Raw genomic sequence first — 21,413 nt, 5'->3', positions numbered from 1 at the left:
TCGTGAGCGTCGGATCAGTGCACGGCGGGGGTGAACGTCATCCGCCGGTCGGCCGGCGAATATCCGCTGAGAGTGACGGTCGGGCCGTGCGTGGGCACCGACGGGTCGGGGAAATCGGCGTCCATCGGGTGTTGTCCCTCCGGACGGCGGTCCACCGTGGGGTACGGCGGGGGGAACGGCGCTGTGGTCTCGATCTGCTGCTGGTAGAACTGCAGCCACTTCGACTGGTCGAAGGTGACGGCGCCGATGACGCGCCCCTGATACCCGTACACGCCGGTGAATCTGCGCTCGTTGAGTGCGCCCTGCGCGATGAGGATCTCCGTCCCCATCGTCGGCACCCCGACGGACTTGATGTTCACACCGAACTGGGAGGACCAGAAGGCGGGTACCCAGATGTGGGGGCGGCGGTCCGTGCTTTCACTCATCATGTTGTGCGCCGCGGTCTCGGCCTGGGAAACGGCGTTCCCCCAGTGCTCCAGAGACAGGAACTGGTATCCGAACAGCGGATGTGGGGAACGGGCGACGTCGCCCGCCACATAGATGTCGTCGGTGACGATGCCCCGGATGTCGAAGGCCCGGCAGCCGGCGTCACAGGCGATGCCACGGGGGCCCGCGCCGAGTCCGGATCCGGCGAGCCATTCGGTGTTGCGCATGGCGCCGAGCGATACGACCACCACGTCCGCCTCGACGGAGTTCCCGTCGGAGAAGTGGGCGGCGCGGACGCGACCCGTGGAATCGCCCTCCAGGCCGGTCACCATCACACCGCAGCGCAGGTCGACGCCGTTCTCGCGATGCAGCTCGGCCGCGACCTGGCCGATGACTCCGCCGAGCGCTCCGACCAGGGGGGCGTCGGCCCGTTCGGCCACGGTGACCGCGATCCCGCGTTCCCGGCAGGCGGAGGCGATCTCCGAGCCGGTGAATCCGGCGCCGATCACGAGCACGCGCCGCGGTCCCTGCGCCAGCGCGCGCTCCAGTGCGTGGGCGTCGTCGCGGGTCCGCAGGACGAACACGCCTTCGAGCTCCGCCTCGTCCTCCTTCGGCCACGGGCGGGCCCGTACACCGGTGGCGATGAGCAGCCGGTCGTACTCCACCTCGTCGCCGTCGGCCAGCCGTACCCGCCTGGCCGCCATGTCGAGACCGGTGGCCGGCAACCCGAGACGCCACTGAGCGTCGAGCGCCCGGCGCCGGGGAAGGAGCGTGCGGTCCGCTGTCGCCTTGCCCAGCAGGACCTGCTTGGACAGCGGGGGGCGGTCGTACGGCTCGTACGGCTCGTCCCCGATCATTGTGAGCGAGCCCGTGAACCCTTCCTCGCGCAACGTCTCCGCGCCCCGCAGCCCCGCCAGGGAAGCCCCGACGACGACGATGCGCCCTTCGCGCTTGAGCCGGTCCAGAGATCCGTCACTGCTCACTGAGCGCCTCCGGGGGCCTCGTCCGAGGTGTCCGCGTCCACGAGGATGGCCTGAACGGGGCACGCGGCGACGGCTCTCGCCACTTCCTCGCGCCTCTCCTCCTCGGCCAGCGGGTTGTAGAGCAGCGACTCGTCTCCGTGCATGGCGAACACGTCGGGAGAGAGGAACGCGCACTGCGCGTATCCCTGGCAGCGGTTGAGATCGACGACAAGCCTCACCGAGGATCAGCCTTTCCGTGTCCCCTTCTCGCCCCCTCCACCTCAGCATGCGCGAGGGGGTGCGCAGACGCGCGCCAGGGCACCCGTTGGGGGGCATGCTCACCGCGAGCCCCCGGCAAGGAGTGGCTCGCGAGGACCGACGCGGAGGATGTGGACGCTGATGACCAGTGCCCAGGCCGGAAAGACCAGTTCGGACCAGGGCAGGCCGGACCCGAAGACGAGCAGGACAAGACCCACCAGGTACCCGAGGACGGCGATCGGACGTCGGAAGACGCCGAGGCGGTGCCCGATGGTCGAGGTGGTGAAGACGAACACGGAGGCCATGCGAAGCGCGTACGTCGTCATGAGCGTGTACGCGAAGTGGCGGCCGAAGCCGGAGGGCTGAGTCTCATTCAGCACGGTGCCCGCCGCGGCGCCGGCCCCGAACATGGTGGCGACGAAGACCAGTCCACTGCCCAGGAACACGGTGGCGATGAATCTGTCCTCGGCGTCCCCGACCTGTGCGCGCAGGGCGCCCATGAACCACAGGAAGAAGATTCCTGCGAAAGGGAGGATCTCGAGCGCCACCCGCACCGCCCACCGCTCGCCCGGATCGATCTTCGCGTCGGCGGCGTTCCCCGCGGGGATGGCGATCCGCACCAGTACGATCGCCGCCGCCAGCAGGACCGCGAACACCGCCCCCGCCATACCGGCGGCCCGCGGTGTCCTCAGCCGCTCGTCCTTCGGCTCCATCGACGCTCGCCTTCTTTCCCGATTCCCCTCTCGGTCCAGAAAGCAGGCAGAGGCGCGCCGACGCCATCGGTGACAGCCACGGGAGTGAAGGCCCGAGGCCCGTCTACGAGGCGTCCGCCAGCTCGGCCAGGATGTCGCCGTGGCACAACTCGGGCGCGCACCAGCACGCCAGGGTTTTGCCGCGCAGGGCGGGCACCTGGGCGAGGAGCTCGGGGCGTTCGAGGAGATACGCCCGGTACTTCTCCATGCCCTCGGGCCGCGGGCCGTCGCGCTTCTTGGTGGGGGTGTCGGGCGCGAACGGGTTGTAGAGCGGGTGCTGCGGGAGGTCCCAGTGGCCGATGGTCCAGCGCCGGCCGATGTAGACGAGGTCGGCCGGAGCCTTCTCCAGCCGGGGGCCGAAGTCGTGGATGCGGCCCTTGAGATTGATCACGGTGGTGGGCATGCGGCTCCCTTCCGGCGTATGTCTACCCCGCCGGCTCCTCGTACGGCAGCAGCTCCGGCCGCTTGGCCGGGCGTCCGTCACCCGAGGAACGGCCCGTCAGCCGCCGGCCTATCCACGGCAGCAGGTGCTGCTTGGCGAACCGGGCGTCGGCGGTGCGGCGGGCGACCCAGCCGGGCGGCGCCGTGGCCGCCATCGGCGTATGCCACTGGGCGTCCTTCGGCTCGTACCCGAGTGTCTGCCACACCGCCTCGGCGACGCGACGGTGTCCCTCCGCCGTCAGGTGCAGCCGGTCCACGTCCCACAGACGGGGGTCGGCGAGCGAGGGCGCCCCGTACAGGTCGACCACGAGCGCACCGTGCCGTTCCGCCAGGTCGTCCACCACGGCGAAGAGCTCCTCCATCCGCGGCCGGAAGCGCTCGAGTACCGGGCCGTTGCGGCCCGGACTGCGCATGAGGACCAGTTGCTTGCAGGCGGGGGCGAGCCGCTCCACGGCCTCCTCCAGGAGACCGCGGACGCGTCCCATGTCGACCTTGGGTCGCAACGTGTCGTTGAGCCCGCCGACCAGCGTGATCACGTCGGGCCGCATCGCGGCCGCCACGTCCACCTGCTCGTCGACGATCTGCCCGATCAGCTTGCCGCGCACCGCGAGGTTGGCGTACCGGAAGCCGGGCGTCCGTGCCGCCATCCGGGCGGCGAGGAGGTCGGCCCAGCCGCGGTAGGAGCCGTCGGGCAAGAGGTCCGACATGCCCTCGGTGAAGGAGTCGCCGACCGCGACAAGACTGGTGTAGGTGGCATTCGTCTGCATGGCGGAAAGGATGGTATCCCGACCGCATACCCGTCGGTCGGTCGGGCCACCGGGGGCCGACGCCCCGGTGGCCGGGCGTGCTCACGCCGGCTGCCCGAACAACTCCCGCAGCACGTCCTCCATGGTCACCAGTCCCGCGAGCCGCCCATCGCTGCCCATGACCGCCGCGAGGTGCGTACGACTGCGCCGCATGGCCGTCAGCACGTCGTCCAGGGGAGTGCTCTCCCGGACACGGGCGATGGACCGCATGTCCTGCACCCGGAACGGCACGTCGCGCGGCATGGCGTCGAGCGCGTCCTTGACGTGCAGGTAGCCGACGATGTGCCGGCCCTCGTCGACGACGGGGAAGCGGGAGAAGCCGGACTCGGCGGCCAGCCCTTCCAGTTCCTCCGGCGTGACGCCCACGCGCGCGTAGACGACGCGTTCCACGGGCAGGACGACGTCGCGCACGGGCCGGCGGCCCAGTTCCAGCGCGTCGTGCAGTCGCTCCTGGGCGCGGTCGTCGATGAGTCCGGCCGCGCTGGAGTCCTTGACCAGCCGGGCCAGTTCGTCGTCCGAGAAGGTCGCCGTGACCTCGCCCTTGGCCTCCACCCGCAGCAGCTTCAGCAGCCCGTTCGCGAAGGCGTTGACCGTGAAGATCACCGGGCGCAGCGCGCGCGAGAGCGCCACCAGCGGCGGGCCGAGCAGCAGTGCGCTGCGCACCGGCTCCGCGAGCGCGATGTTCTTCGGCACCATCTCGCCGAGCAGCATGTGCAGATACGTGGCCAGAGTGAGCGCGATGACGAACGAGACCGCGTGACCCGCGTTCTGCGAGACGCCCACCGCGTGGAACACCGGCTCCAGAAGGTGCGCGATCGCGGGCTCGGCCACGATGCCCAGGACCAGCGTGCACAGGGTGATGCCCAGCTGTGCGGCGGCCAGCAGCACGGACACGTGCTCCAGACCCCACAGCACACTGTGCGCCCGCCGGTCACCTCGCTCGGAGTGAGGCTCGATCTGGCTGCGCCGCACCGAGATCAGCGCGAACTCGGCGCCCACGAAGAAGGCGTTCACGACCAGCGTCGCAAGGCCGATCAGCAGCTGTACGACGGTCATCGCTCACCCTCCTCTTCGCCGTGCGGCGCGTGCAGCAGCACACGCGCGGCTCGCCGCCCCGAGGCGTCCACCACTTCGAGGAGCCACCCGACGACCTGGACGGTGTCCCCGACGGCGGGAATGCGGCCGAGCTCGGCCGCCATGAAACCGGCCAACGTCTCGTACGGTCCCTCGGGCACGCGCAGCCCGACCCGCGCCAGCTGGTCGGTGCGGGCCGATCCGTCGGCCGAGTACAGCGCCCGGCCCTCGATGTCCGTGCCCGCAGGGGCCAGATCGGGCGTCTCGTGCGGGTCGTGCTCGTCCCGCACCTCGCCGACGACCTCCTCGACGATGTCCTCCAACGTGGCGACGCCGGCCGTGCCGCCGTACTCGTCGATGACCATGGCCATGGTGCGCTTGCCGGACAGCCGGTCGAGCAACCGGTCGACGGTCAGTGACTCCGGCACGAACAGCGGCTCACGCATGATCGGGGAGACGGACATACGGGTCCTTCGGTCCGCGGGCACGGCGAGTGCGTCCTTGATGTGCGCGATGCCGACGACCGAGTCGAGATTGCCGCGGTAGACGGGGAAGCGGGACAGTCCGGTCGCCCGTGTCGCGTTCGCCACGTCCTCGCAGGTCGCCTGCACATCCAGTGCGATGACCTGCACACGCGGTGTCATCACGTTCTCCGCAGTCAGGTCGGCAAGGTTCAGCGTGCGCACGAACAGCTCGGCGGTGTCCGCCTCGAGGGCGCCCTGCTTGGCGGAGTGCCGGGCGAGCGCCACCAGTTCCTGGGGCCCGCGCGCGGAGGCCAGTTCCTCAGCGGGTTCGAGGCCGAAGCGCCGCACGATGCGGTTCGCGGAGTTGTTGAGGTGCGTGATGAACGGGCGGAACGCGGCGCTGAACCAGCGCTGCGGCGTCGCCACCCGTTTGGCCACCGCGAGCGGCGAGGAGATCGCCCAGTTCTTGGGCACGAGCTCGCCGACGACCATCAGGAAGACCGTCGACAGGGCTGTGCCGATGACCAGGGCCACCGAGTTCGAGGCGGAGGGCGGGACGCCGATCGACTCCAGCGGACCCGCGATGAGCTTGGCGATCGACGACTCGGAGAGCATGCCGACGACCAGGTTGGTGACCGTGATGCCGAGCTGGGCGCCGGACAGCTGGAAGGTCAGATTCCGTACGGCCTTGAGGGCGCCGGACGCGCCGCGCTCACCGCGCTCGACGGCCCGCTCCAGCTCGCTGCGCTCGACCGTGGTCAGGGAGAACTCCGCGGCGACGAAGGCGCCACAGGCCAGTGAGAGCAGGACCGCTACCAGGAGGAGGAGCACTTCGGTCATCGGGTCACCTCCGTCCCATGGTCGACCAGGGGCGGGGGGATCGCGCGATGTCGAGTACTGGGAGGCTCGCCCATGGGCGGACGCTCACACCTTTCATTGAAAGACCGAGTGACCCTCCAATAGTAAAGGATCAGCAAAGTGCTCTCGTCGACGGTGGGCCTAGTCGATGAGCGGCTTCACCCAGCGGCGCCACTGTTCCTCGGGGGCATACCCGGCCGCCCGCCACGCATGCTGCGCGGTCTCGTTCCGCTGGAGCACCATCGCATCGCCGCGGCGGCCGCCGAGCCGTACGAAACGCTCCTCGGCCGCGGCGAGGAGTGCCGCGCCGATACCGAGGCGCCGCCGCTCGGGGTGCACCGCGAGACGGTACAGATGACACCGCCAGCCGTCGAAGCCCGCGATCACCGTGCCGGCCAGCTCGCCGTCCTGTTCGGCGAGGATCAGCGCCTCCGGATCGCGGGCGATCATCCGGTCCACGCCGTCCCGGTCGTCACTGATGCTGGTGCCCTCGGCGGCCACTTTCCAGAAGGCCAGCACGGCGTCGAGATCATCGGGCGTCGCGGCCCGTATACGCGGGTCAGTCATGCCGTGATCCCATCACGGGCCCTCGCCCGTGCTACGGAATTTCCAGTATCCGGACGTCACTCGCCACGCAGCGCCTCGACGACGGGGGCGAATGCCTCCATGTTCGGCTCCAGCACCGTCAGATACGAGAATCCGTACCGCTCCCGCTGCGCCCGCACCTGCTCGATGATCTGCTCCAAGGTGCCCACCAGCACGATCGGCAGTTCCAGGACCTGTTGCTCGGTCAGGTGAGGAATGCGGGGCAGCCAGGGCTGAACGGCGGCAGCACGGTCGTCGGTGACGGTGACGATCTGGATCAGCAGGTTGAGCTCGGCGGGCTCCTTGCGCCCGGCGGCGGCCTCCCTGAACAGGGCGACACGTTCGTCGAGTTCCCCGTCCGTGAGGGGCGCCAGCGTGCCGCCCTCCACGGTGCGCGCGCCGGTGAAGGCCGCGATGTCCGCGTGCTCGGCGGTGAGTCGCAGCATCCGGTCGCCGTTGGCGCCGATGAGCAGCGGGACCCGAGGCTTCTGCACCGCCTGCGGCATGGCGGTCCCCCCGCTCGAGTGCGGCCGAGAGTGGGGGAGCGCTTCCGAACCGAGGAGCCGGTCCAACTCCTCCACCGTGCACAGGAGATGGTCGACCCGCTCGCGCGGCGAACCCCAGGGCAGGCCCGCGGTCTCGTGCTCCGCCTGTACGTAGCCCGTGCCGAGGCCGAGTTCGAGACGCCCGCCCGTCAGCGCGTCCGTGGTGGCCACCTCGCGGGCCAGCAGCGTGGGGTTCCAGAAGCCCGTGTTGAGCACGAACGTGCCGAGGCGGGGCCGCTCGGTCGCCTCGGCGGCGGCGACCAGGGACGGGAACGGGGCGGGCATGCCGAGGTGGTCGGCCACGGTGATGACGTCGTAGCCGAGTTCCTCGGCCCGACGGCACTTGGCGCGCCACGCGTCGGCGGCTGCGGGGCTGAGCAGGTTGACGCCGAAACGGAAGGGGCGCGGCATGAACTCTCCTTCTCCGGAGGCGATTTGACGCGAGTACATCACTCGTGCGCGATCGCCGCCAGCACATTCATGCGCGACGCACGCAACGCCGGCAGCAGCGCCGCCACGATACCCACGACCGCCGAACCGACCACCACCGCGATGATCGTCGCCCAGGGGATGGCGAGCGCCTTCATGCCCTGCAGCGCGAGTACTTGCTGGATGCACACACCCCAGACGATCCCCAGCGCCAGGCCGAGGACCGCCCCGAACACGGCGATCACCACCGACTCCAGGCGGATCATCCGGCGCAGCTGGCGCCGGGCGAGCCCGATGGCGCGCAGCAGCCCGATCTCGCGGGTGCGTTCCACGACCGACAGGGCGAGGGTGTTCACGACGCCGAGCACCGCGATGACGATCGCGAGGCCGAGAAGCGCGTACACCAGGTAGAGCAGTACGGCGATCTGATCGTGGATCAGCTTTTTGTAGTCGGCCTGGTCGAGGACCTTTGCCTGCGGATACGGGTCGAGCGTCTTCTCCAGTCGCGTGCGCAGCTGGTCGGCGCCGGTACCCGAGGCCGCGTTCACATACAGCGCGGAGTCCTGTCCGCCGGGCACGTACTTCTCGATGGTGCCGAAGCCGAAGTACAGGCCGCCCTGCATTCCGAAGCCCTTGGCGGCGTCCTGGTCGGTGAGCGCCGCCACCGTCAGCTCGGTCTTCCGTTTGGCGGGGAATTCGACGCGGATCACGCTGCCGACGCGCACGTCGTGCTCCCTCGCGAACTTCACGTCCATGGCGATATGACCGTCGCCGAGCGCCGCCGCGGTGTTCCCTTGCGCGTACGTGACGTGGGCGACGTCGTCCAGCCGCGGATCGTAGGCCGCGGCGGTCGTCTCGATGCGCTTGCCGTCCGGCAGCCGCACCGCGACCGGCGTGAACCGCTGGCGGACCACGAGCCCGGCGCCCTGGGTGCCGCGCACCTTGTCGGTGAGGTCCCGCGGGAACGGCACGAAGTTGCTGTTCTGGATCACGAAGTCGGCGCCGAGTGTCTTGTCGATCTGGTGGTCGAAGGACTTGGTCATGGACGCGCTGGCCACGGACATTCCACCGACCAGGGCGAGGCCCACCATCAGGGCGGCCGCGGTGGCGCCCGTGCGCCGGGGGTTGCGCAGCGCGTTGCGCTGACTCATCCGGCCGACGGAGCCGAAGACCGCGGGGAAGGCCCCGCCCAGGACCCGGATCACCGGCCGTACCAGGAGCGGACCCGCGATCACCGTGGCGATGAGCGTCAGGACGACGCCGAGACCCAGCAGAGAAGCGGCCGTCGAGGTCTTCGACGACGCGGCGCACCCCGCGAGCGCGGCGGCACCGACCGCGCCGACGACCGCGCCGACCACGGCGCGCACCCGCAACGGCCGGCCCACACCGGCGACTTCGGCGTCCGCGAGGGCCGCCATGGGGGAGACGCCCGCGGCGCGTCTGGCCGGGAGATACGCGGCCACGAAGGTGACGCCGACGCCGACGACGTACGCCGAGACCGGTGTCGCCCAACCGATCACCATCTCGGTCGACTTGAGGTTCATGCCGAACGCGGTCATGAGCTTGATCAGGCCCAGTGCGAGCCCGATCCCCGCGGCGAGTCCGAGCGTCGAACCGACCAGGCCGAGCAGCAGCGCCTCGGTGAGCACGGACCGGCGCACCTGACGCCGGTCGGCGCCGAGGGCGCGCAACAGGCCCAGCTCGCGAGTGCGTTGGGCGATCAGCATCGAGAAGGTGTTGACGATGAGGAAGACGCCCACGAGCACGGCGATCCCGGCGAAGCCGAGCATCACATACTTAATGACGTCGAGGAATCCGCCCAGTTGGGCGGCGGCGGACTTGGCCTGCTCCTCGGCGGTCTTCAAGTCGTACGTTCGCGTGCCGAGTTCGGCGGCGATGCGCTGCTTGAGTTGTGCGTCACTGACGCCCGGCGCCGCGTCCACGGAAATGCTCGTGGCGGCTTGCGGGCTGCCGAGCAGCTTGGTCTGTGCGGTCGGGGTGTCGAGGAAGATCAGCGCGGCACCGGGGTTGGTGGTGGTGAAGGTGGCGATCCCGACGATCTGCACCTTGAAGGGGCCGGGCTGCGCCTGCACCGTCAGGGTGTCGCCGATGCGGACGTGCTTCTTCTTCGCGGTGTCCGCGTCCAGAAGCGCCTCGCCGTCGCCCCGGGGCTCATGACCGGAGGTCAGCTTCACCGGGCTGCGCTCGGTGACCTCCCAGTTGGTGACGATGGTGGGGGCGCCCGTCGTCGGGCCGACCGACTCGTGCTTGCTGTCGACGACCGTGGCGTTCTCCACCGCCGCGTCCACATGGGTGGCGGCGACGCCGTCGATCTTCGTCAACCGGTCCGCGAGGGAAGCGGGCACGGTCTGGGTGGCGCCGGTCGGGATCTGTGAGCTGAGGTCGTTCTTCGGCTCCACGGTCACATCGGCCGAGGTGGAGGCGAAGAGCCGGTCGAAGGTCCGGGTCACCGTGTCCGAGAAGATGAGGCTGCCCGCGACGAACGCAACGGACAGCACGACGGCCAGCGCCGAGAGCAGAAGCCGTCCCTTGTGCGCGAGAAAGCTCCGCAGAGTCGCTTTGAGCACGCCCGCCTCAGTCCTTTTCGAGGGTTACGTCGCCGGAGCCGGCCTCGGGAATCGCCGTGCCGGGGCTGCTGTCAAGGGGTACGTCACCCGGGGCGCCCGCAGCGGGTGTCCCAGCGGAGCCGCCGCCCCCGCCGTCGAAGGTCACCCGGATCGTGTCGAAGCGCTTCATCCGCTCCAGCACCGCCTCTGCCGAAGGCCGCTCCATCTCGTCCACGATCCGCCCGTCCCCGAGGAAGAGCACCAGGTCGGAGTGGGCGGCCGCGCCCGGGTCGTGCGTCACCATGACGACGGTCTGGCCCAGTTCGTCGACCGCCTCGCGCAGAAAGCCGAGGACTTCGAGCCCCGCGCGCGAGTCGAGGTTGCCCGTCGGCTCGTCCGCGAAGATCAGCTCCGGGCGCGAGGCGAGCGCGCGGGCGCAGGCGACGCGTTGCTGCTGGCCGCCGGACAGTTGCGCCGGCCGGTGCTTGAGCCGGTCACGCAGGCCGAGCGTGTCGATGACCTGGTCCAGCCACTTCTGGTCGGGTTTCTGGCCCGCGATGTCCATGGGCAGCGTGATGTTCTCCGCCGCGTTGAGCGTCGGGATCAAGTTGAACGACTGGAACATGAAGCCGATCCGGTCGCGCCGCAACCGGGTCAGCTCACGATCCTTCAGCCCTGTGATCTCGGTGTCGCCCAGCCATACCTGTCCGGCCGAGACGCTGTCGAGCCCCGCCAGGCAGTGCATGAGGGTGGACTTCCCGGAGCCCGACGGACCCATGACCGCGGTGAAGCGGCCGCGCGCGATGTCCACATCGACCGAGTCGAGGGCGAGCACCGTCGTCTCGCCCGAGCCGTACGCCTTCGTCAGCCCGCGGGCGCGGGCGGCGATCGGATCCGCCTCCGCGCGGCCGACGGCGCGCTCCGCAGCAGGTGTGGACAAGGCCGCCTCCTAGGTGATGGACGTCCCGACTCCTTTGTCCGGCCGAGCCTAATGTGATCCGAGGCACACTCGGTATCCCCCCGAGGTCCCGCGCGTTCTCCGCCGCAGGTCGTGCCCCTGATACCCGTGTAAGGGGCACTCTCCACCGGCGCTCTCCACCTTCGTGTCCATCCGTGGCCCTCTTGCCGGTGCTAGCAATTCAGCGCTAGCTTCGAAGCATGGCGAAGACTCAGCTGAACGTACGGGTGGACGAGGGCACGGCCCGCGCCGCCCGTGAGCGAGCCCTGGAGCGCGGGATGAGCGTGAACCGCTACATCGAAGAGCTGGTCAGACAGGACACCGGAGAAGTCGGCCACACCTTCGTGGAGGCCGCCGCCGATTTCATGAAGCAGTACGAGTCCGTCTTCGCCGAGGAATTCGGCGCGGACCGCGAAGGCACCCGCGAAGGTCGTCGTTGATCCCTTGAGCAGTCTCAGAGTCGACCTTGCCTGGCTCCTCATGATCGCCGAACAGAAGACGCCCGGAGATCCCCAGGTCACCGACTGGGGAGCCCTCGTCGCCGCCGTCAGCCGGCACGAGGCGGAGATATTCGGCATTCCCGTCTACGACAGCCCGCACACCCGCGCCGCCGCGCTGCTCCAGCTCCTGCTGCACGTACCGGCGCTCGAACGCTCCAACGCGATGTTCGCCTCGGCCGTCGCGTACGCCTATCTCGTCGCCAGCGGCCTGAAGGTCGTCACCTCTCCCGAGCAGGTGCGCGATTTGGCCCGACTGGTCAAGGGCGGCGACGCCACCGTGCACGACATCGCGCAGCAGCTGCGCCAGTGGAGCCTATGAGTCCGGGCGCCACGCCGTGCCCAGCACGCAGTAGGAGGTGGGCAGCCGCGGCCCCTTCTCGGGCATCAACATGCGCCGGTAGGGGCCGAGTTCGAATCCGGCGTCGCGCACCGCCGCGATCGGGTCGCGGGCCAGGTGGCAGCCGCCGTTCAGCCGCGGCCACACGGTGCGGTCCAGGCCGTGCTGGGTGAACGCCATCGCGCGCCCGCCGCCCTTGCCGTGCTCGAAGAACCGCAGGGTGCCGCCGGGGCGCAGTACGCGTCGCAGTTCGGCGAGGGCGCGCGGCACATCGCGCACGCTGCACAGCACCAGCGAGACCACGGCCGCGTCGAATGCCTCGCTCTTGACCGGCAGAGCCTCCGCCGCGCCCGGCACCACGTCGACGGGCACGTCGGAGCGCAGGGCGGCCTCCACGGCCAACTGCCGCAGCAGCCGCTCGGGTTCGATGGCGACGACCTCCGAGACGGCGCTCGGATAGTGCGCGAAGTTCAGACCGTTGCCCGCGCCGATCTCGATGACCCGCCCGGACAGGCCGGCGAGCAGCCGCCCGCGCACCCCGCCCATGCCCAGCCGCGTCTCGGCGGTCACACTGATCCGGGCGTAGTAGCGGGCGAACAGCGGATGGTGCACGGGATCTCGAGTCAGCTTGCCTGAGTCGGCTGGCCTGAGCGGCATGACGGACCTCCCGGGAGGACGGGCCTTACCGTGATTGTCCCCCCAGGACGTCCGCCACACGCGCCGCGCGCCGTGGTGTCCGGGGTGAGCGAGTCGTCGCAGCTCGCCGGCTGCGGTTCGTCTCCGGCTGATCGCGCAGTTCCCCGCGCCCCTAACCGGGCGCGGGGGTTCGGTGCCTCCTACGGGGTACAGACTTCCGCGGCCCTCAGGGGGCGTAGGCCGAAGCGAAGGCGCTCGCGTCCCAGGTGCCGCCCAGTAGGGGTGCCAGCCACGTCTGCGCACCCGCGCGGAAGTCGGCGGGCGTGCAGGCCCCCGCGCCCGCCGGGACCGCACCGAGCAGTGGACCGTCGGCCACCGTCGGCAGGTCCGCGAGGTTGCAACGGGAGGCCAGGTCCGCGTCGTTGGGCCAGCTTCCGATGACGATGCCGACGAAGTCCAGCCCCCGGCGCCGCAGTTCATGGGCCGTCAGCTCCGTCGTGTTGAGCGTGCCCAGTCCCGCCGAAGCGACCACGAGCACCGGGGCGTCGAGCAGCCGCGCCGCGTCCGCCAGGGTGCCCCCGTCGTCGTCGAACCGTACGAGCAGCCCGCCGGCACCTTCCACCAGCACGAGGTCGTGCTCGGTGGCCAGCTTGGCCGCCGCTTCCGCAACCTCCTGAGGCCGTACCGGCGCGAGCGCGGCGCGTCGCGCGGCCGTCGTCGGCGCCAACGGCTCCGGGTACCTGGCGAGTTCGAGCGTGGTGACGGTGCCCGCGAGCCGGGCCACCTCGTCGGCGTCACCGCGCTCGTCCGGACCGATACCGGTCTGCGCGGGCTTGAGCACGGCCACGGATTGCCCGGACGCGACGGCCACCGCGGCGACGGCGGCCGTCGTGACCGTCTTGCCGACCTCCGTGCCCGTGCCCGTGATCACCAGTACCGGCATGTCATCCCTCCTGTGCCGCCGCGCACACCGCGCGCGCGATCCGTGCCACGTCGGCGTCGCTCGTGACGTACGGCGGCATCGTGTAGACGAGGTCGCGGAACGGCCGCAGCCACACGCCCTCGCGCACGGCGGCCACCGTCGCCGCCTTCATGTCCACCTCGTGGTCCAGCTGGACGACGCCGATGGCACCCAGGACACGTACGTCACGAACCCCGTCAAGCTCCGCAGCCGGAGCCAGTCCCTCGCGCAGCCCCGCCTCGATGCGCTTGACCTCGGTCTGCCAGTCCTGCCCGAGCAGCAGGTCGATCGAGGCGCAGGCCACGGCGGCGGCCAGCGGATTGCCCATGAAGGTCGGCCCGTGCGCCAGCACCGGGACCTCACCCCGCGAGATGCCGTCGGCCACCCGCGAGGTGCACAGCGTCGCCGCCATCGTCATATAGCCGCCGGTCAGCGCCTTGCCGACGCACATCACGTCCGGCGTGACGCCCGCGTGCTCCGCCGCGAACAGCTCGCCGGTACGGCCGAAGCCGGTCGCGATCTCGTCGAACACGAGCAGCACATCGTGCGCGTCGCACGCCTCTCGCAGCACGCGCAGATACGCGGGGGAGTGGAACCGCATCCCGCCCGCGCCCTGCACCACCGGCTCCACGATCACCGCGGCCAGCTCGTCGGCGTGCCGCTCGATCAGCTCGCGCAGCTGATCGGCGTACGACTCCTCGTAGGCGACCGGCGGCGGATCGGCGAACACCTGGCGCTGGAGCACGCCCTGCCACAGCTCGTGCATCCCGCCCTCGGGGTCGCACACCGACATCGGCTGCCAGGTGTCCCCGTGGTAGCCGCCGCGCCAGGTCAGCAGCCGCTGCTTGCCGGGGCGGCCGAGGGAGCGCCAGTGCTGGAGGCACATCTTGACGGCGACCTCGACCGAGACCGATCCGGAGTCGGCGAGGAAGACGTGCTCCAGGCCCTCCGGCGAGATGTCGACAAGGCGCTTCGCCAGCCGAACGGCGGGCTCGTGGGTGAGCCCGCCGAACATGACGTGGCTCATGCGCTCCAGCTGGTCGCGCACCGCGTCGTTGAGCACCGGGTGGTTGTAGCCGTGGATGGCCGACCACCAGGACGACATGCCGTCGACCAGTTCACCCGAGCCATCGGCCATGCGCAGGCGCACGCCGCTCGCCGACTCCACGACCAGCGGTTCCTGGCGGCCGGGCATCGGCCCGTAGGGATGCCAGACGTGCCGCCGGTCGAGGTCGAGCAGTTCCTCGACGGACAGGTCAGGCATTGGGCGCGAGATCCGTTCCGGCACCTCGGCGGCGTACGGCGACGAGGTCCGTACGGGCGTCGGCGGGCTTCTCCGCAGAAGCCGCAGAAGCCGCAGGAGTTGCAGAAGCAGAGCCGCACACAGAGCCCCCGTCGTGGGACCCGCACCCGGCACTCTCGTGCGAGCCGCATCCGGCGTCCCCGTGCGAGCCGCACCCGCCACCCACCGAAACCCGGTGCTCCGGCAGCGTCACCTCGCCCGCGCCCTCCACCTCGAAGCCGGCGTCGGCGATCATGTCCAGGTCCGCCTTGCCGGCCTGGCCCTCACTGGTGAGGTAGTCGCCGAGGAAGATCGAGTTGGCGAGGTTCAGGGCCAGCGGCTGCATGGTGCGCAGATGGACCTCACGGCCGCCCGCGATGCGGACCTCGACGTCCGGGCAGACGAACCGGACCATCGCGAGGATGCGCAGACAGCGCTGCGGGGTGAGGTTCCACTCCTTGGCGAGGGGGGTGCCCTCGAAGGGGATCAGGAAGTTCACCGGAATGGAGTCGGGGTCGAGCTCGCGCAGCGCGTAGACGACGTCGACGAGGTCCTCGTCCGACTCGCCCATTCCGGCGATCAGACCCGAGCAGGCGGACAGTCCCGCAGCGTGCGCCTTCTCGACCGTGTCCACCCGGTCGGCGTACGTGTGCGTGGTCGTGATGTCCCCGTACGTCCCCTCGGACGTGTTCAGGTTGTGGTTGTAGGCGTCCGCGCCCGCCTCGCGCAGCCGCTCGGCCTGGCCGTCGGAGAGCAGGCCGAGGCAGGCGCACACCTCGACGTTCTCGTTCTGGTCCTTGATCGCCTTGATGGTGTCGGAGACCCGGTCCACGTCACGGTCCGTCGGACCGCGCCCGCTGGCCACCAGACAGACCCGCTTGGCGCCCCCGGCGAGCCCGGCCGCCGCGGCCTGCGAGGCCTCGTCGGGCTTGAGCCAGGTGTACTTCAGGATGTCGGCCTTGGAGCCGAGCCGCTGCGAGCAGTACGAGCAGTCCTCGGGGCACAGGCCCGACTTGAGGTTGACGAGATAGTTGAGTTTCACCCGTCGGCCGAACCACTGCCGGCGCACCTTGCCGGCCGCGGCCACCACGTCGAGCACATCGTCATCGGAGGTGGCCAGCACGGCCAGAGCTTCGTCCCGGGTCGGCAGCTCGCGCCGAAGCCCCTTGTCCACCAGCGTGTTCAGCAGGTCCATGAGGTCCGATCCTGGACTATGCGACCGCTCTCGGCCAAGGAGAGTTTGGACAACAGAGACGGATCGACGTGTGGGTATTGCCACATCCTGGGCGGCTGGTCCGCCCGCTAGGGTCTGTGCACTGCCTACAAAACACCCCTCACCACGGCCCGGAGGACACATGGCGTTCGGCTGGATCGACGAGCAGGCCGAGGCGCGCCGCCGGGCCGGACTCGTGCGCACGCTGCGCCCGCGCCCCGCCGACTCGCCGCTCCTCGATCTCGCGAGCAACGACTACCTCGGTCTCGCCCGCCATCCGGAGGTCACCGAGGGCGCGGCCCGTGCCGCGCGCAGGTGGGGCGGCGGTGCCACCGGCTCCCGGCTCGTCACGGGCACCACCGAACTGCACGGCGAGCTCGAACGCGAGCTGGCCGACTTCTGCGGCTTCGAGTCCGCGCTCGTCTTCTCCTCCGGATACGCGGCCAATCTCGCCGCCGTCGCCGCGCTCGCGCCGCACGGCTCGCTCGTCGTCTCGGACGCGGGCAACCACGCCTCGCTGATCGACGGCTGCCGGCTGGCCCGCGGCACCACACAGGTCGTCGCGCACGCCGACCCCGACGCCGTGCGCAAGGCGCTCGGCACCCACGAGGGCCCCGCTGTCGCCGTCTCCGACACGGTCTTCTCGGTGGACGGGGACGCGGCGCCGTTGTCCGAACTCGCCCTCGCCTGCCGGGAGTACGGGGCCGGGCTGATCGTCGACGACGCGCACGGGCTCGGTGTGCTGGGCGACGGTGGCAGGGGCGCGCCGCACGCGGCGGGGCTCGCGGGCGACCCGGACGTGGTCGTGACCGTCACGCTCTCCAAGTCGTTCGGCAGCCAGGGCGGCGCCGTGCTCGGCCCCGCCCCGGTCATCGACCACCTGGTCAACGCGGCGCGTACGTTCATCTTCGACACCGGTCTCGCGCCCGCGGCGGCGGGCGCGGCCCTCGCGGCGCTGAGGCTGCTGCACCGTGAGCCGGCGCGGGCCGCGCGGGCGTGCGCGGTGGCGACGGCGCTGCACACCCGTCTGACAGCCGAGGGTCTGGAGGCGGTGCGACCGGACGCCGCTGTCGTCTCCGTGCGGGCGCCGTCACCCGAGCGGGCCGTGCGGTGGGCGGCCGACTGCCGTGAGGCGGGACTGGCCGTCGGCTGCTTCCGTCCCCCGTCCGTGCCCGACGGCATCTCACGGCTGCGGTTGACGGCCCGCGCGGACCTCACCGAGGAACAGATCGAGCATGCCGTACGCGTGATCAGCCAGAAGCGGTGAATGCGGTAGCGGTCAGTTCAGTGCGGCGATGAATCCCTCCCACGCGGCAGGAGCGAAGAACAGGGCGGGACCCGCCGTGTTCTTGGAATCGCGCACGGCCACCAGTCCGGACCAGGGGCCCGGTCCGGGGCGTGCCGTCTCGACGCAGTTGTTCATTCCCGTACTGCGGCTGCTGCGCAGCCATCGCACGTCGTGCAGAGAAGTACTGGAAGGTACGTACCGAGGCAGTGCAGACATGGTGCCTCCTTACGCGCCGTCACCAATCACGGCGATGTAATCCAACGAGTCCTCGGGCGAAAGGGCGTGGATCTGAAGGGCGTTGAAGGCCTCGCTGTAGGCCTGAAGGTCTTCTTTCCGTTCGAGGTAGAGGCTACTCGTCAAGTGGTCGAGAACAACCACATCCAGATCAGTTGTGTTCGGAAATGAGAAGATAACGAAAGGTCCGGTGACCCCGATGTGTGCGCCGGCGGCGAACGGCAGTACCTGAAGCCGCACTTGAGGCAGGGTGGCGGCCTCCCGCAACCGCTCCAGTTGCCGTGCCATGACGTCCGGTCCGCCGACCTCCCGTCGTAACACCGCCTCGTCCAGGACCGCGCTCAGTTCCAGCGGCGGATTCGAACGCAGCACGTCCTGGCGGGCGAGGCGCACCTCGACGAGTGCGTCGAGCTTGCAGTCCTCCAGTCCGTCCACCGCGGCCTGCGTCACCGCACGGGCGTACTCGGGCGTCTGCAGCAGCCCCGGCACGACGGAGGTCTCCAGCGTGCGCATCCCACTGGCTTGCGACTCCAGGCTGATGAAGTCGCGGTATGTCCGTGGCAGTACCCCGCGATAGGCGTGCCACCAGTGGTGCCGTCCATTGCCCTCGGAACCCGCCAACACGACCAGGAGGTCTCGTAATTCGGGATCCTCGACGCCGTACGCGTCCAGCAGGCGTGCTACGTCCGCCGGCTTCACCCCGCTGGTGCCGGTCTCGATCCGGCTCACCTTCGACTGATGCCAGCCCAGGAGGCGGGCCGCCTGACCACTCGTGAGGCCCGTATCGGCGCGCAGCGCGCGCAGTTCGGCACCGAGCTTGCGGCGGCGCACCGCGGGACCGTGCTGCATGGCCGTACTCCTTACTCCTTCCGAGCCGCCCAAATAGAGTCTGCCGTCGCAGAGTTCACCGCTTCGAGCGACAGATATATGCATATCTTGGTGGATCGCACCCGTGACCGGCCCGGTGATGGCAGTCTGGCGCGAAGCACCAGTCCGGGACCGTACTCGAACCATCCGCTCCGTGTCGGACTCCGGTCCCGTGGGAAAAGGACGACGTCGCCATGGCAGATCACCAGGAAGCATCCGTCACTCTGCCGAGCGATCCCGCCTCGGTCTCCGCGGCCCGGAAATTCGTCGCCGATGTGCTGGTCGAATGGGGCCTGCCGTGCGACTCCGAAGTCGCGGACACCGTACGCCTGATCGTGTCCGAACTAGCCACCAACGCCGTCCAGCACACTTTCGGGCAGTCGCCCACCTTCACGGTGGACGTCCGGCTCGACCGAGACGAACACCTGCGCCTCGGCGTCACCGACAGCCACCCGCGCTTTCCCAAACGGCTGCCCGCGGCCGTCCAGCAGGACAACGGCCGCGGCATGGTGATCATCCGCTGGCTGACCGCCGAGTGCGGCGGCAGGCTCACCGTTCGGCCGACCCGGGAGGGCGGCAAGACCGTCTCCATCGAACTGCCTTGGACGGCACCGGTCCAGCCGGTGGCGGCCGGGGGGCCTCAAGAGCCGTAAGGAGCGGCTCAGTTGTCGTGCCTGTACTGCCCGGCCCGTCCGAAGGCGCCGCGCAGCAGGGCACGGAACGCGTCGGCCGCGGGTGCCGCCTCGTCGGTCCGATGGACGACCGAGATCGTCCGGCGTAGATCGCCTGGTTCCAGCAGCCGCGTTCCCACCGGTGTCGCCGCGGTCGTGGCCACCATCTCCGGTACGACCGCGACCCCGAGCCCGGCGCTGACCAGCGCGCACACCAGGGCGTACCCCGGGGTCTCGACCAGCACCGCGGGGGTGGCCCCGGCCCGGGCCAGCGCGGCCTCCACGCCCTGCCGGGCCGGAAGGTCCGGGGCCATGCTGATCAGGGGCTGTCCGGCGAGTTCGGTCAGCGGCAGCCGCGCCGAACCGCCCGCGAGGACATGCCCAGGCACGGTCACCAGCACCAACTCCTCGACCAGGACCGGCTCCGCGCGCACGGACGACGGCAGTGGCACGGGGGTGGAGGGCTCGTAGATGTGCGTCAGGGCCAGGTCGACCTCGCCCGCCGCGACCGCCGAAATACCCTCCGGAGGCTCGTAGTCGGCCACCGCGAGCTCTACGTCGGGATGGGCCCGGCGAAAGGCGCTGAGCACCGGCGGCAGCAGATGGATGCCCGCCGTCTGGAAGGTACCGAGCCGCAGTGTTCCGCCCGACAGACCTGCCAGGCGCGCCAGTTCGTGCCGGGCCTGCTCCATCTCGTCGAGGACCCGGCGGGCCCGCGCCACGAGCAGCTCGCCCGCGGCCGTCAGCCGCGCCCCGCGATGCGACCGCACCAGCAGGGTCGCGCCGGCTTCCCGTTCCAGCTTCGCCAGTTGCTGGGAGAGCGCGGGCGGGGTGTAGCCGAGGCGCTCGGCGGCCCTGGTGATCGACCCCGCCTCGGCGACCGCCACCAGCGCCGCGAGCCGCGTCGGGTCGTACATCGTGCCCCTCCTGCTGCCCGGGCCCCCCAGGCACTGGGCTGCCTGGGTCTAAACGATTGCTTAAGGCTCACCCAGAATATTCGACATACCTGCTGAAGGCCCGGCGGAGGCAGTCTGGTGCTCATGGACGCACAGCTCATCGCCTTCACGGGGGTCGCAGCCGGCATGGTCGCCATGCCGGGCGCGGACTTCACCGTCGTCGTACGCAACGCCCTGGTCTCACGTCGGGCCGGAGTCGCGTGCGCGCTCGGCGTCACGGGTGGGCTGCTCCTGCACACGGCGCTCGCCGTCGCCGGGGTCGCCGCGGTCCTCACCGCCGTACCCGCGCTGTTCCGCGCGCTGCGGCTGCTCGGCGGCGCCTATGTGCTGTATCTCGGCGTACGGACACTGAGGTCGCTGGGACGGCCCCGCCGGGCGGTGGCGGACGAAGCGGGGCCCGACGCGCGCCCGCTGCGCCAGGGCTTCGTCACCAACGCGCTCAATCCGAAGGCGCCGATCACCTTCCTCAGCCTGCTGCCACAGTTCGTGCCCGCGGGCAGCCCCGCGCTGCCCCGGACCCTGCTGTTGGCGCTGATCGTGGTCGTTCTCGCCCTGGTGTGGTTCCCCGCGGTGGCCCTGCTGGTGGACCGGCTCGGCCGGTGGCTGCGCAGGCCGCGTGCCGCCCGGGCCGTCGAGGCGGTCACCGGCACCGCGCTCACGATTCTCGGTCTGGTGCTTCTGCTCGAGCCTCTGAGGAGCTGACGCCACGCCGCACCAGCCGGGGCAGCAGGGCCCACAGCCCCAGACAGGCGGCCAGCGTGCCGGCGCCGGCGGCGACACCCGCGCCGCGCCCCAGAGCCACGTCCACGACGAGGAGCACCGATCCGGTGAACGCCAGCATCAGCACATACAGACCGACGTGGGCCAGCCGCGAGGAGACCCGCACGATGAGGGGCTTCACGTTCTGCTGGAACAGCGACCGGTGCAGGGCGGCAGGGGCCATGAACAGGACGGCGGCCAGCATCGAGAGCAGCAGTGTGGCGACGTAGGTGGCGCGCTGTGCGGTGTCGAGGGACGGGAAACGCTGGGTGAAGGCCAGAGTCAGCAGGAAGGCGAAGAGGATCTGTACCCCGGTCTGGATGACGCGCAACTCTTGGAGCAGTTCCGCGAAATTGCGGTCTGCGCGTTCGAGGCGCGTCTCGTGGCGTGCCGCGGGGTCAGGTTGCTCGGCCATGGTGCACGAGTAACCGGTTCATCCCGCTTTCAAGCCCCGAGGGGGTGACGGCGTACGTCGCCGTCACCCCCTCGGGCCGGGGGGGGGGCCCCGCCCGAACCAACCCGCATCGGGCCCAACATATGGGGCGTATCCAACGACCCCGGGCTTGGGGTGTGGCCGATGTTTA

General features: G+C 70.4%; 24 protein-coding genes. 5 read left to right on the top strand and 19 right to left on the bottom strand.

The window, feature by feature from the left end:
• Window positions 1–14: 14 nt before the first annotated feature.
• The 11 genes from ACIBK0_RS15910 to ACIBK0_RS15860 form a co-directional block, all read right to left on the bottom strand.
• Complete coding sequence (locus ACIBK0_RS15910) at window positions 15–1,409, bottom strand: NAD(P)/FAD-dependent oxidoreductase (protein ID WP_399079932.1); 1,395 nt, start codon at window positions 1,407–1,409, stop codon at window positions 15–17.
• Window positions 1,406–1,627: a ferredoxin gene (locus ACIBK0_RS15905; protein WP_399079930.1), complete on the bottom strand. Its 222-nt coding sequence runs from the start codon at window positions 1,625–1,627 to the stop codon at window positions 1,406–1,408. The genes ACIBK0_RS15910 and ACIBK0_RS15905 overlap by 4 nt, the downstream gene beginning before the upstream one ends.
• A gap of 99 nt (window positions 1,628–1,726) precedes the next feature.
• Complete coding sequence (locus ACIBK0_RS15900; RefSeq protein WP_399079928.1) at window positions 1,727–2,359, bottom strand: hypothetical protein; 633 nt, start codon at window positions 2,357–2,359, stop codon at window positions 1,727–1,729.
• Window positions 2,360–2,462: 103 nt separating this feature from the next.
• Window positions 2,463–2,801 carry a DUF4326 domain-containing protein gene (locus ACIBK0_RS15895; RefSeq protein WP_399079926.1) on the bottom strand — a complete coding sequence of 113 codons (339 nt, stop codon included), beginning with the start codon at window positions 2,799–2,801 and terminating at the stop codon, window positions 2,463–2,465.
• 22 nt (window positions 2,802–2,823) lie between these two features.
• Window positions 2,824–3,606, bottom strand: a complete 783-nt coding sequence (locus ACIBK0_RS15890; RefSeq protein ID WP_399079924.1) for an SGNH/GDSL hydrolase family protein — start codon at window positions 3,604–3,606, stop codon at window positions 2,824–2,826.
• Between the two features lie 81 nt (window positions 3,607–3,687).
• On the bottom strand, window positions 3,688–4,701 hold the full coding sequence (locus ACIBK0_RS15885; protein ID WP_399079922.1) for a hemolysin family protein: 1,014 nt from the start codon (window positions 4,699–4,701) through the stop codon (window positions 3,688–3,690).
• A complete protein-coding gene (locus ACIBK0_RS15880; protein WP_399079920.1) occupies window positions 4,698–6,023 on the bottom strand; it encodes a hemolysin family protein in 1,326 nt (441 codons plus the stop codon). Before ACIBK0_RS15880 ends, ACIBK0_RS15885 begins: the two co-directional genes overlap by 4 nt.
• 159 nt (window positions 6,024–6,182) lie before the next feature.
• The gene (locus tag ACIBK0_RS15875; protein ID WP_399079918.1) at window positions 6,183–6,608 is read right to left on the bottom strand and encodes a GNAT family N-acetyltransferase; all 426 of its coding nucleotides are present in this window, start codon (window positions 6,606–6,608) and stop codon (window positions 6,183–6,185) included.
• A 56-nt stretch (window positions 6,609–6,664) separates the two neighbouring features.
• Window positions 6,665–7,582 (bottom strand): LLM class F420-dependent oxidoreductase, encoded by a 918-nt coding sequence (locus tag ACIBK0_RS15870; RefSeq protein WP_399079916.1) that lies wholly within the window; start codon window positions 7,580–7,582, stop codon window positions 6,665–6,667.
• Window positions 7,583–7,620: 38 nt separating this feature from the next.
• Window positions 7,621–10,188: an FtsX-like permease family protein gene (locus tag ACIBK0_RS15865; protein WP_399079914.1), complete on the bottom strand. Its 2,568-nt coding sequence runs from the start codon at window positions 10,186–10,188 to the stop codon at window positions 7,621–7,623.
• A 7-nt stretch (window positions 10,189–10,195) separates the two neighbouring features.
• The gene (locus tag ACIBK0_RS15860; RefSeq protein WP_399079912.1) at window positions 10,196–11,107 is read right to left on the bottom strand and encodes an ABC transporter ATP-binding protein; all 912 of its coding nucleotides are present in this window, start codon (window positions 11,105–11,107) and stop codon (window positions 10,196–10,198) included.
• A 218-nt stretch (window positions 11,108–11,325) separates the two neighbouring features.
• Between ACIBK0_RS15860 and ACIBK0_RS15855 the strand changes: the two genes are divergently transcribed.
• Both ACIBK0_RS15855 and ACIBK0_RS15850 read left to right on the top strand, forming a co-directional pair.
• On the top strand, window positions 11,326–11,565 hold the full coding sequence (locus ACIBK0_RS15855; protein WP_028800409.1) for a toxin-antitoxin system antitoxin component: 240 nt from the start codon (window positions 11,326–11,328) through the stop codon (window positions 11,563–11,565).
• Between the two features lie 4 nt (window positions 11,566–11,569).
• Window positions 11,570–11,944, top strand: a complete 375-nt coding sequence (locus ACIBK0_RS15850) for a fic family toxin-antitoxin system, toxin component (RefSeq protein WP_399079910.1) — start codon at window positions 11,570–11,572, stop codon at window positions 11,942–11,944.
• On the opposite strand, the gene ACIBK0_RS15845 is transcribed toward ACIBK0_RS15850, so the two are convergent.
• From ACIBK0_RS15845 to bioB, 4 genes are all read right to left on the bottom strand, one after another.
• On the bottom strand, window positions 11,939–12,619 hold the full coding sequence (locus ACIBK0_RS15845; protein ID WP_399079908.1) for a class I SAM-dependent methyltransferase: 681 nt from the start codon (window positions 12,617–12,619) through the stop codon (window positions 11,939–11,941). The genes ACIBK0_RS15850 and ACIBK0_RS15845 overlap by 6 nt on opposite strands.
• 205 nt (window positions 12,620–12,824) lie before the next feature.
• A complete protein-coding gene (gene bioD / locus ACIBK0_RS15840) occupies window positions 12,825–13,541 on the bottom strand; it encodes a dethiobiotin synthase (protein WP_399079906.1) in 717 nt (238 codons plus the stop codon).
• Window position 13,542: 1 nt separating this feature from the next.
• The gene (locus tag ACIBK0_RS15835) at window positions 13,543–14,823 is read right to left on the bottom strand and encodes an adenosylmethionine--8-amino-7-oxononanoate transaminase (RefSeq protein ID WP_399079903.1); all 1,281 of its coding nucleotides are present in this window, start codon (window positions 14,821–14,823) and stop codon (window positions 13,543–13,545) included.
• On the bottom strand, window positions 14,816–16,036 hold the full coding sequence (bioB, locus tag ACIBK0_RS15830; RefSeq protein ID WP_399079901.1) for a biotin synthase BioB: 1,221 nt from the start codon (window positions 16,034–16,036) through the stop codon (window positions 14,816–14,818). Before bioB ends, ACIBK0_RS15835 begins: the two co-directional genes overlap by 8 nt.
• 160 nt (window positions 16,037–16,196) lie before the next feature.
• On the opposite strand from bioB, the gene ACIBK0_RS15825 reads away from it, so the two are divergent.
• Window positions 16,197–17,321 (top strand): 8-amino-7-oxononanoate synthase, encoded by a 1,125-nt coding sequence (locus tag ACIBK0_RS15825; protein WP_399079899.1) that lies wholly within the window; start codon window positions 16,197–16,199, stop codon window positions 17,319–17,321.
• A gap of 12 nt (window positions 17,322–17,333) precedes the next feature.
• Here the strand turns inward: ACIBK0_RS15825 and ACIBK0_RS15820 are convergent, their stop codons facing one another.
• Window positions 17,334–17,558 carry a DUF397 domain-containing protein gene (locus ACIBK0_RS15820; protein WP_399079897.1) on the bottom strand — a complete coding sequence of 75 codons (225 nt, stop codon included), beginning with the start codon at window positions 17,556–17,558 and terminating at the stop codon, window positions 17,334–17,336.
• A 9-nt stretch (window positions 17,559–17,567) separates the two neighbouring features.
• The gene (locus tag ACIBK0_RS15815; RefSeq protein ID WP_399079895.1) at window positions 17,568–18,425 is read right to left on the bottom strand and encodes a helix-turn-helix domain-containing protein; all 858 of its coding nucleotides are present in this window, start codon (window positions 18,423–18,425) and stop codon (window positions 17,568–17,570) included.
• Between the two features lie 212 nt (window positions 18,426–18,637).
• On the opposite strand from ACIBK0_RS15815, the gene ACIBK0_RS15810 reads away from it, so the two are divergent.
• Complete coding sequence (locus tag ACIBK0_RS15810; protein WP_399079893.1) at window positions 18,638–19,096, top strand: ATP-binding protein; 459 nt, start codon at window positions 18,638–18,640, stop codon at window positions 19,094–19,096.
• Between the two features lie 8 nt (window positions 19,097–19,104).
• On the opposite strand, the gene ACIBK0_RS15805 is transcribed toward ACIBK0_RS15810, so the two are convergent.
• The gene (locus ACIBK0_RS15805; protein ID WP_399079890.1) at window positions 19,105–20,031 is read right to left on the bottom strand and encodes a LysR family transcriptional regulator; all 927 of its coding nucleotides are present in this window, start codon (window positions 20,029–20,031) and stop codon (window positions 19,105–19,107) included.
• Between the two features lie 123 nt (window positions 20,032–20,154).
• Here ACIBK0_RS15805 and ACIBK0_RS15800 point away from each other — a divergent pair, with 123 nt between their 5' ends.
• Window positions 20,155–20,772, top strand: coding sequence for a LysE family translocator (locus tag ACIBK0_RS15800; protein WP_399079888.1), 618 nt, complete (start codon window positions 20,155–20,157; stop codon window positions 20,770–20,772).
• Here the strand turns inward: ACIBK0_RS15800 and ACIBK0_RS15795 are convergent.
• Entirely contained in the window at window positions 20,726–21,244 is a 519-nt protein-coding gene (locus ACIBK0_RS15795) for a DUF6328 family protein (protein ID WP_399079886.1), read from the bottom strand. The two genes, ACIBK0_RS15800 and ACIBK0_RS15795, sit on opposite strands and share 47 nt — an antisense overlap.
• Window positions 21,245–21,413: the final 169 nt, after the last annotated feature.

Origin of the sequence: Streptomyces sp. NPDC050564, assembly GCF_044457265.1 — a bacterium.
GTDB lineage: Bacteria > Actinomycetota > Actinomycetes > Streptomycetales > Streptomycetaceae > Streptomyces.
This window is presented reverse-complemented; position numbering and strand designations above follow the sequence as displayed.

What these genes read in the sequence shown, in the direction of transcription:
- ACIBK0_RS15870 (WP_399079916.1), bottom strand. Translation starts at nt 7,582, where the DNA reads ATGCCGCGCCCCTTCCGTTTCGGCGTCAACCTGCTCAGCCCCGCAGCC.
- ACIBK0_RS15815 (WP_399079895.1), bottom strand. Translation starts at nt 18,425, where the DNA reads ATGCAGCACGGTCCCGCGGTGCGCCGCCGCAAGCTCGGTGCCGAACTG.
- ACIBK0_RS15890 (WP_399079924.1), bottom strand. Translation starts at nt 3,606, where the DNA reads ATGCAGACGAATGCCACCTACACCAGTCTTGTCGCGGTCGGCGACTCC.
- ACIBK0_RS15805 (WP_399079890.1), bottom strand. Translation starts at nt 20,031, where the DNA reads ATGTACGACCCGACGCGGCTCGCGGCGCTGGTGGCGGTCGCCGAGGCG.
- ACIBK0_RS15845 (WP_399079908.1), bottom strand. Translation starts at nt 12,619, where the DNA reads ATGCCGCTCAGGCCAGCCGACTCAGGCAAGCTGACTCGAGATCCCGTG.
- ACIBK0_RS15825 (WP_399079899.1), top strand. Translation starts at nt 16,197, where the DNA reads ATGGCGTTCGGCTGGATCGACGAGCAGGCCGAGGCGCGCCGCCGGGCC.
- ACIBK0_RS15895 (WP_399079926.1), bottom strand. Translation starts at nt 2,801, where the DNA reads ATGCCCACCACCGTGATCAATCTCAAGGGCCGCATCCACGACTTCGGC.
- bioB (WP_399079901.1), bottom strand. Translation starts at nt 16,036, where the DNA reads ATGGACCTGCTGAACACGCTGGTGGACAAGGGGCTTCGGCGCGAGCTG.
- ACIBK0_RS15835 (WP_399079903.1), bottom strand. Translation starts at nt 14,823, where the DNA reads ATGCCTGACCTGTCCGTCGAGGAACTGCTCGACCTCGACCGGCGGCAC.
- ACIBK0_RS15875 (WP_399079918.1), bottom strand. Translation starts at nt 6,608, where the DNA reads ATGACTGACCCGCGTATACGGGCCGCGACGCCCGATGATCTCGACGCC.
- ACIBK0_RS15880 (WP_399079920.1), bottom strand. Translation starts at nt 6,023, where the DNA reads ATGACCGAAGTGCTCCTCCTCCTGGTAGCGGTCCTGCTCTCACTGGCC.
- ACIBK0_RS15800 (WP_399079888.1), top strand. Translation starts at nt 20,155, where the DNA reads ATGGACGCACAGCTCATCGCCTTCACGGGGGTCGCAGCCGGCATGGTC.
- ACIBK0_RS15795 (WP_399079886.1), bottom strand. Translation starts at nt 21,244, where the DNA reads ATGGCCGAGCAACCTGACCCCGCGGCACGCCACGAGACGCGCCTCGAA.
- ACIBK0_RS15900 (WP_399079928.1), bottom strand. Translation starts at nt 2,359, where the DNA reads ATGGAGCCGAAGGACGAGCGGCTGAGGACACCGCGGGCCGCCGGTATG.
- bioD (WP_399079906.1), bottom strand. Translation starts at nt 13,541, where the DNA reads ATGCCGGTACTGGTGATCACGGGCACGGGCACGGAGGTCGGCAAGACG.
- ACIBK0_RS15810 (WP_399079893.1), top strand. Translation starts at nt 18,638, where the DNA reads ATGGCAGATCACCAGGAAGCATCCGTCACTCTGCCGAGCGATCCCGCC.
- ACIBK0_RS15885 (WP_399079922.1), bottom strand. Translation starts at nt 4,701, where the DNA reads ATGACCGTCGTACAGCTGCTGATCGGCCTTGCGACGCTGGTCGTGAAC.
- ACIBK0_RS15855 (WP_028800409.1), top strand. Translation starts at nt 11,326, where the DNA reads ATGGCGAAGACTCAGCTGAACGTACGGGTGGACGAGGGCACGGCCCGC.
- ACIBK0_RS15820 (WP_399079897.1), bottom strand. Translation starts at nt 17,558, where the DNA reads ATGTCTGCACTGCCTCGGTACGTACCTTCCAGTACTTCTCTGCACGAC.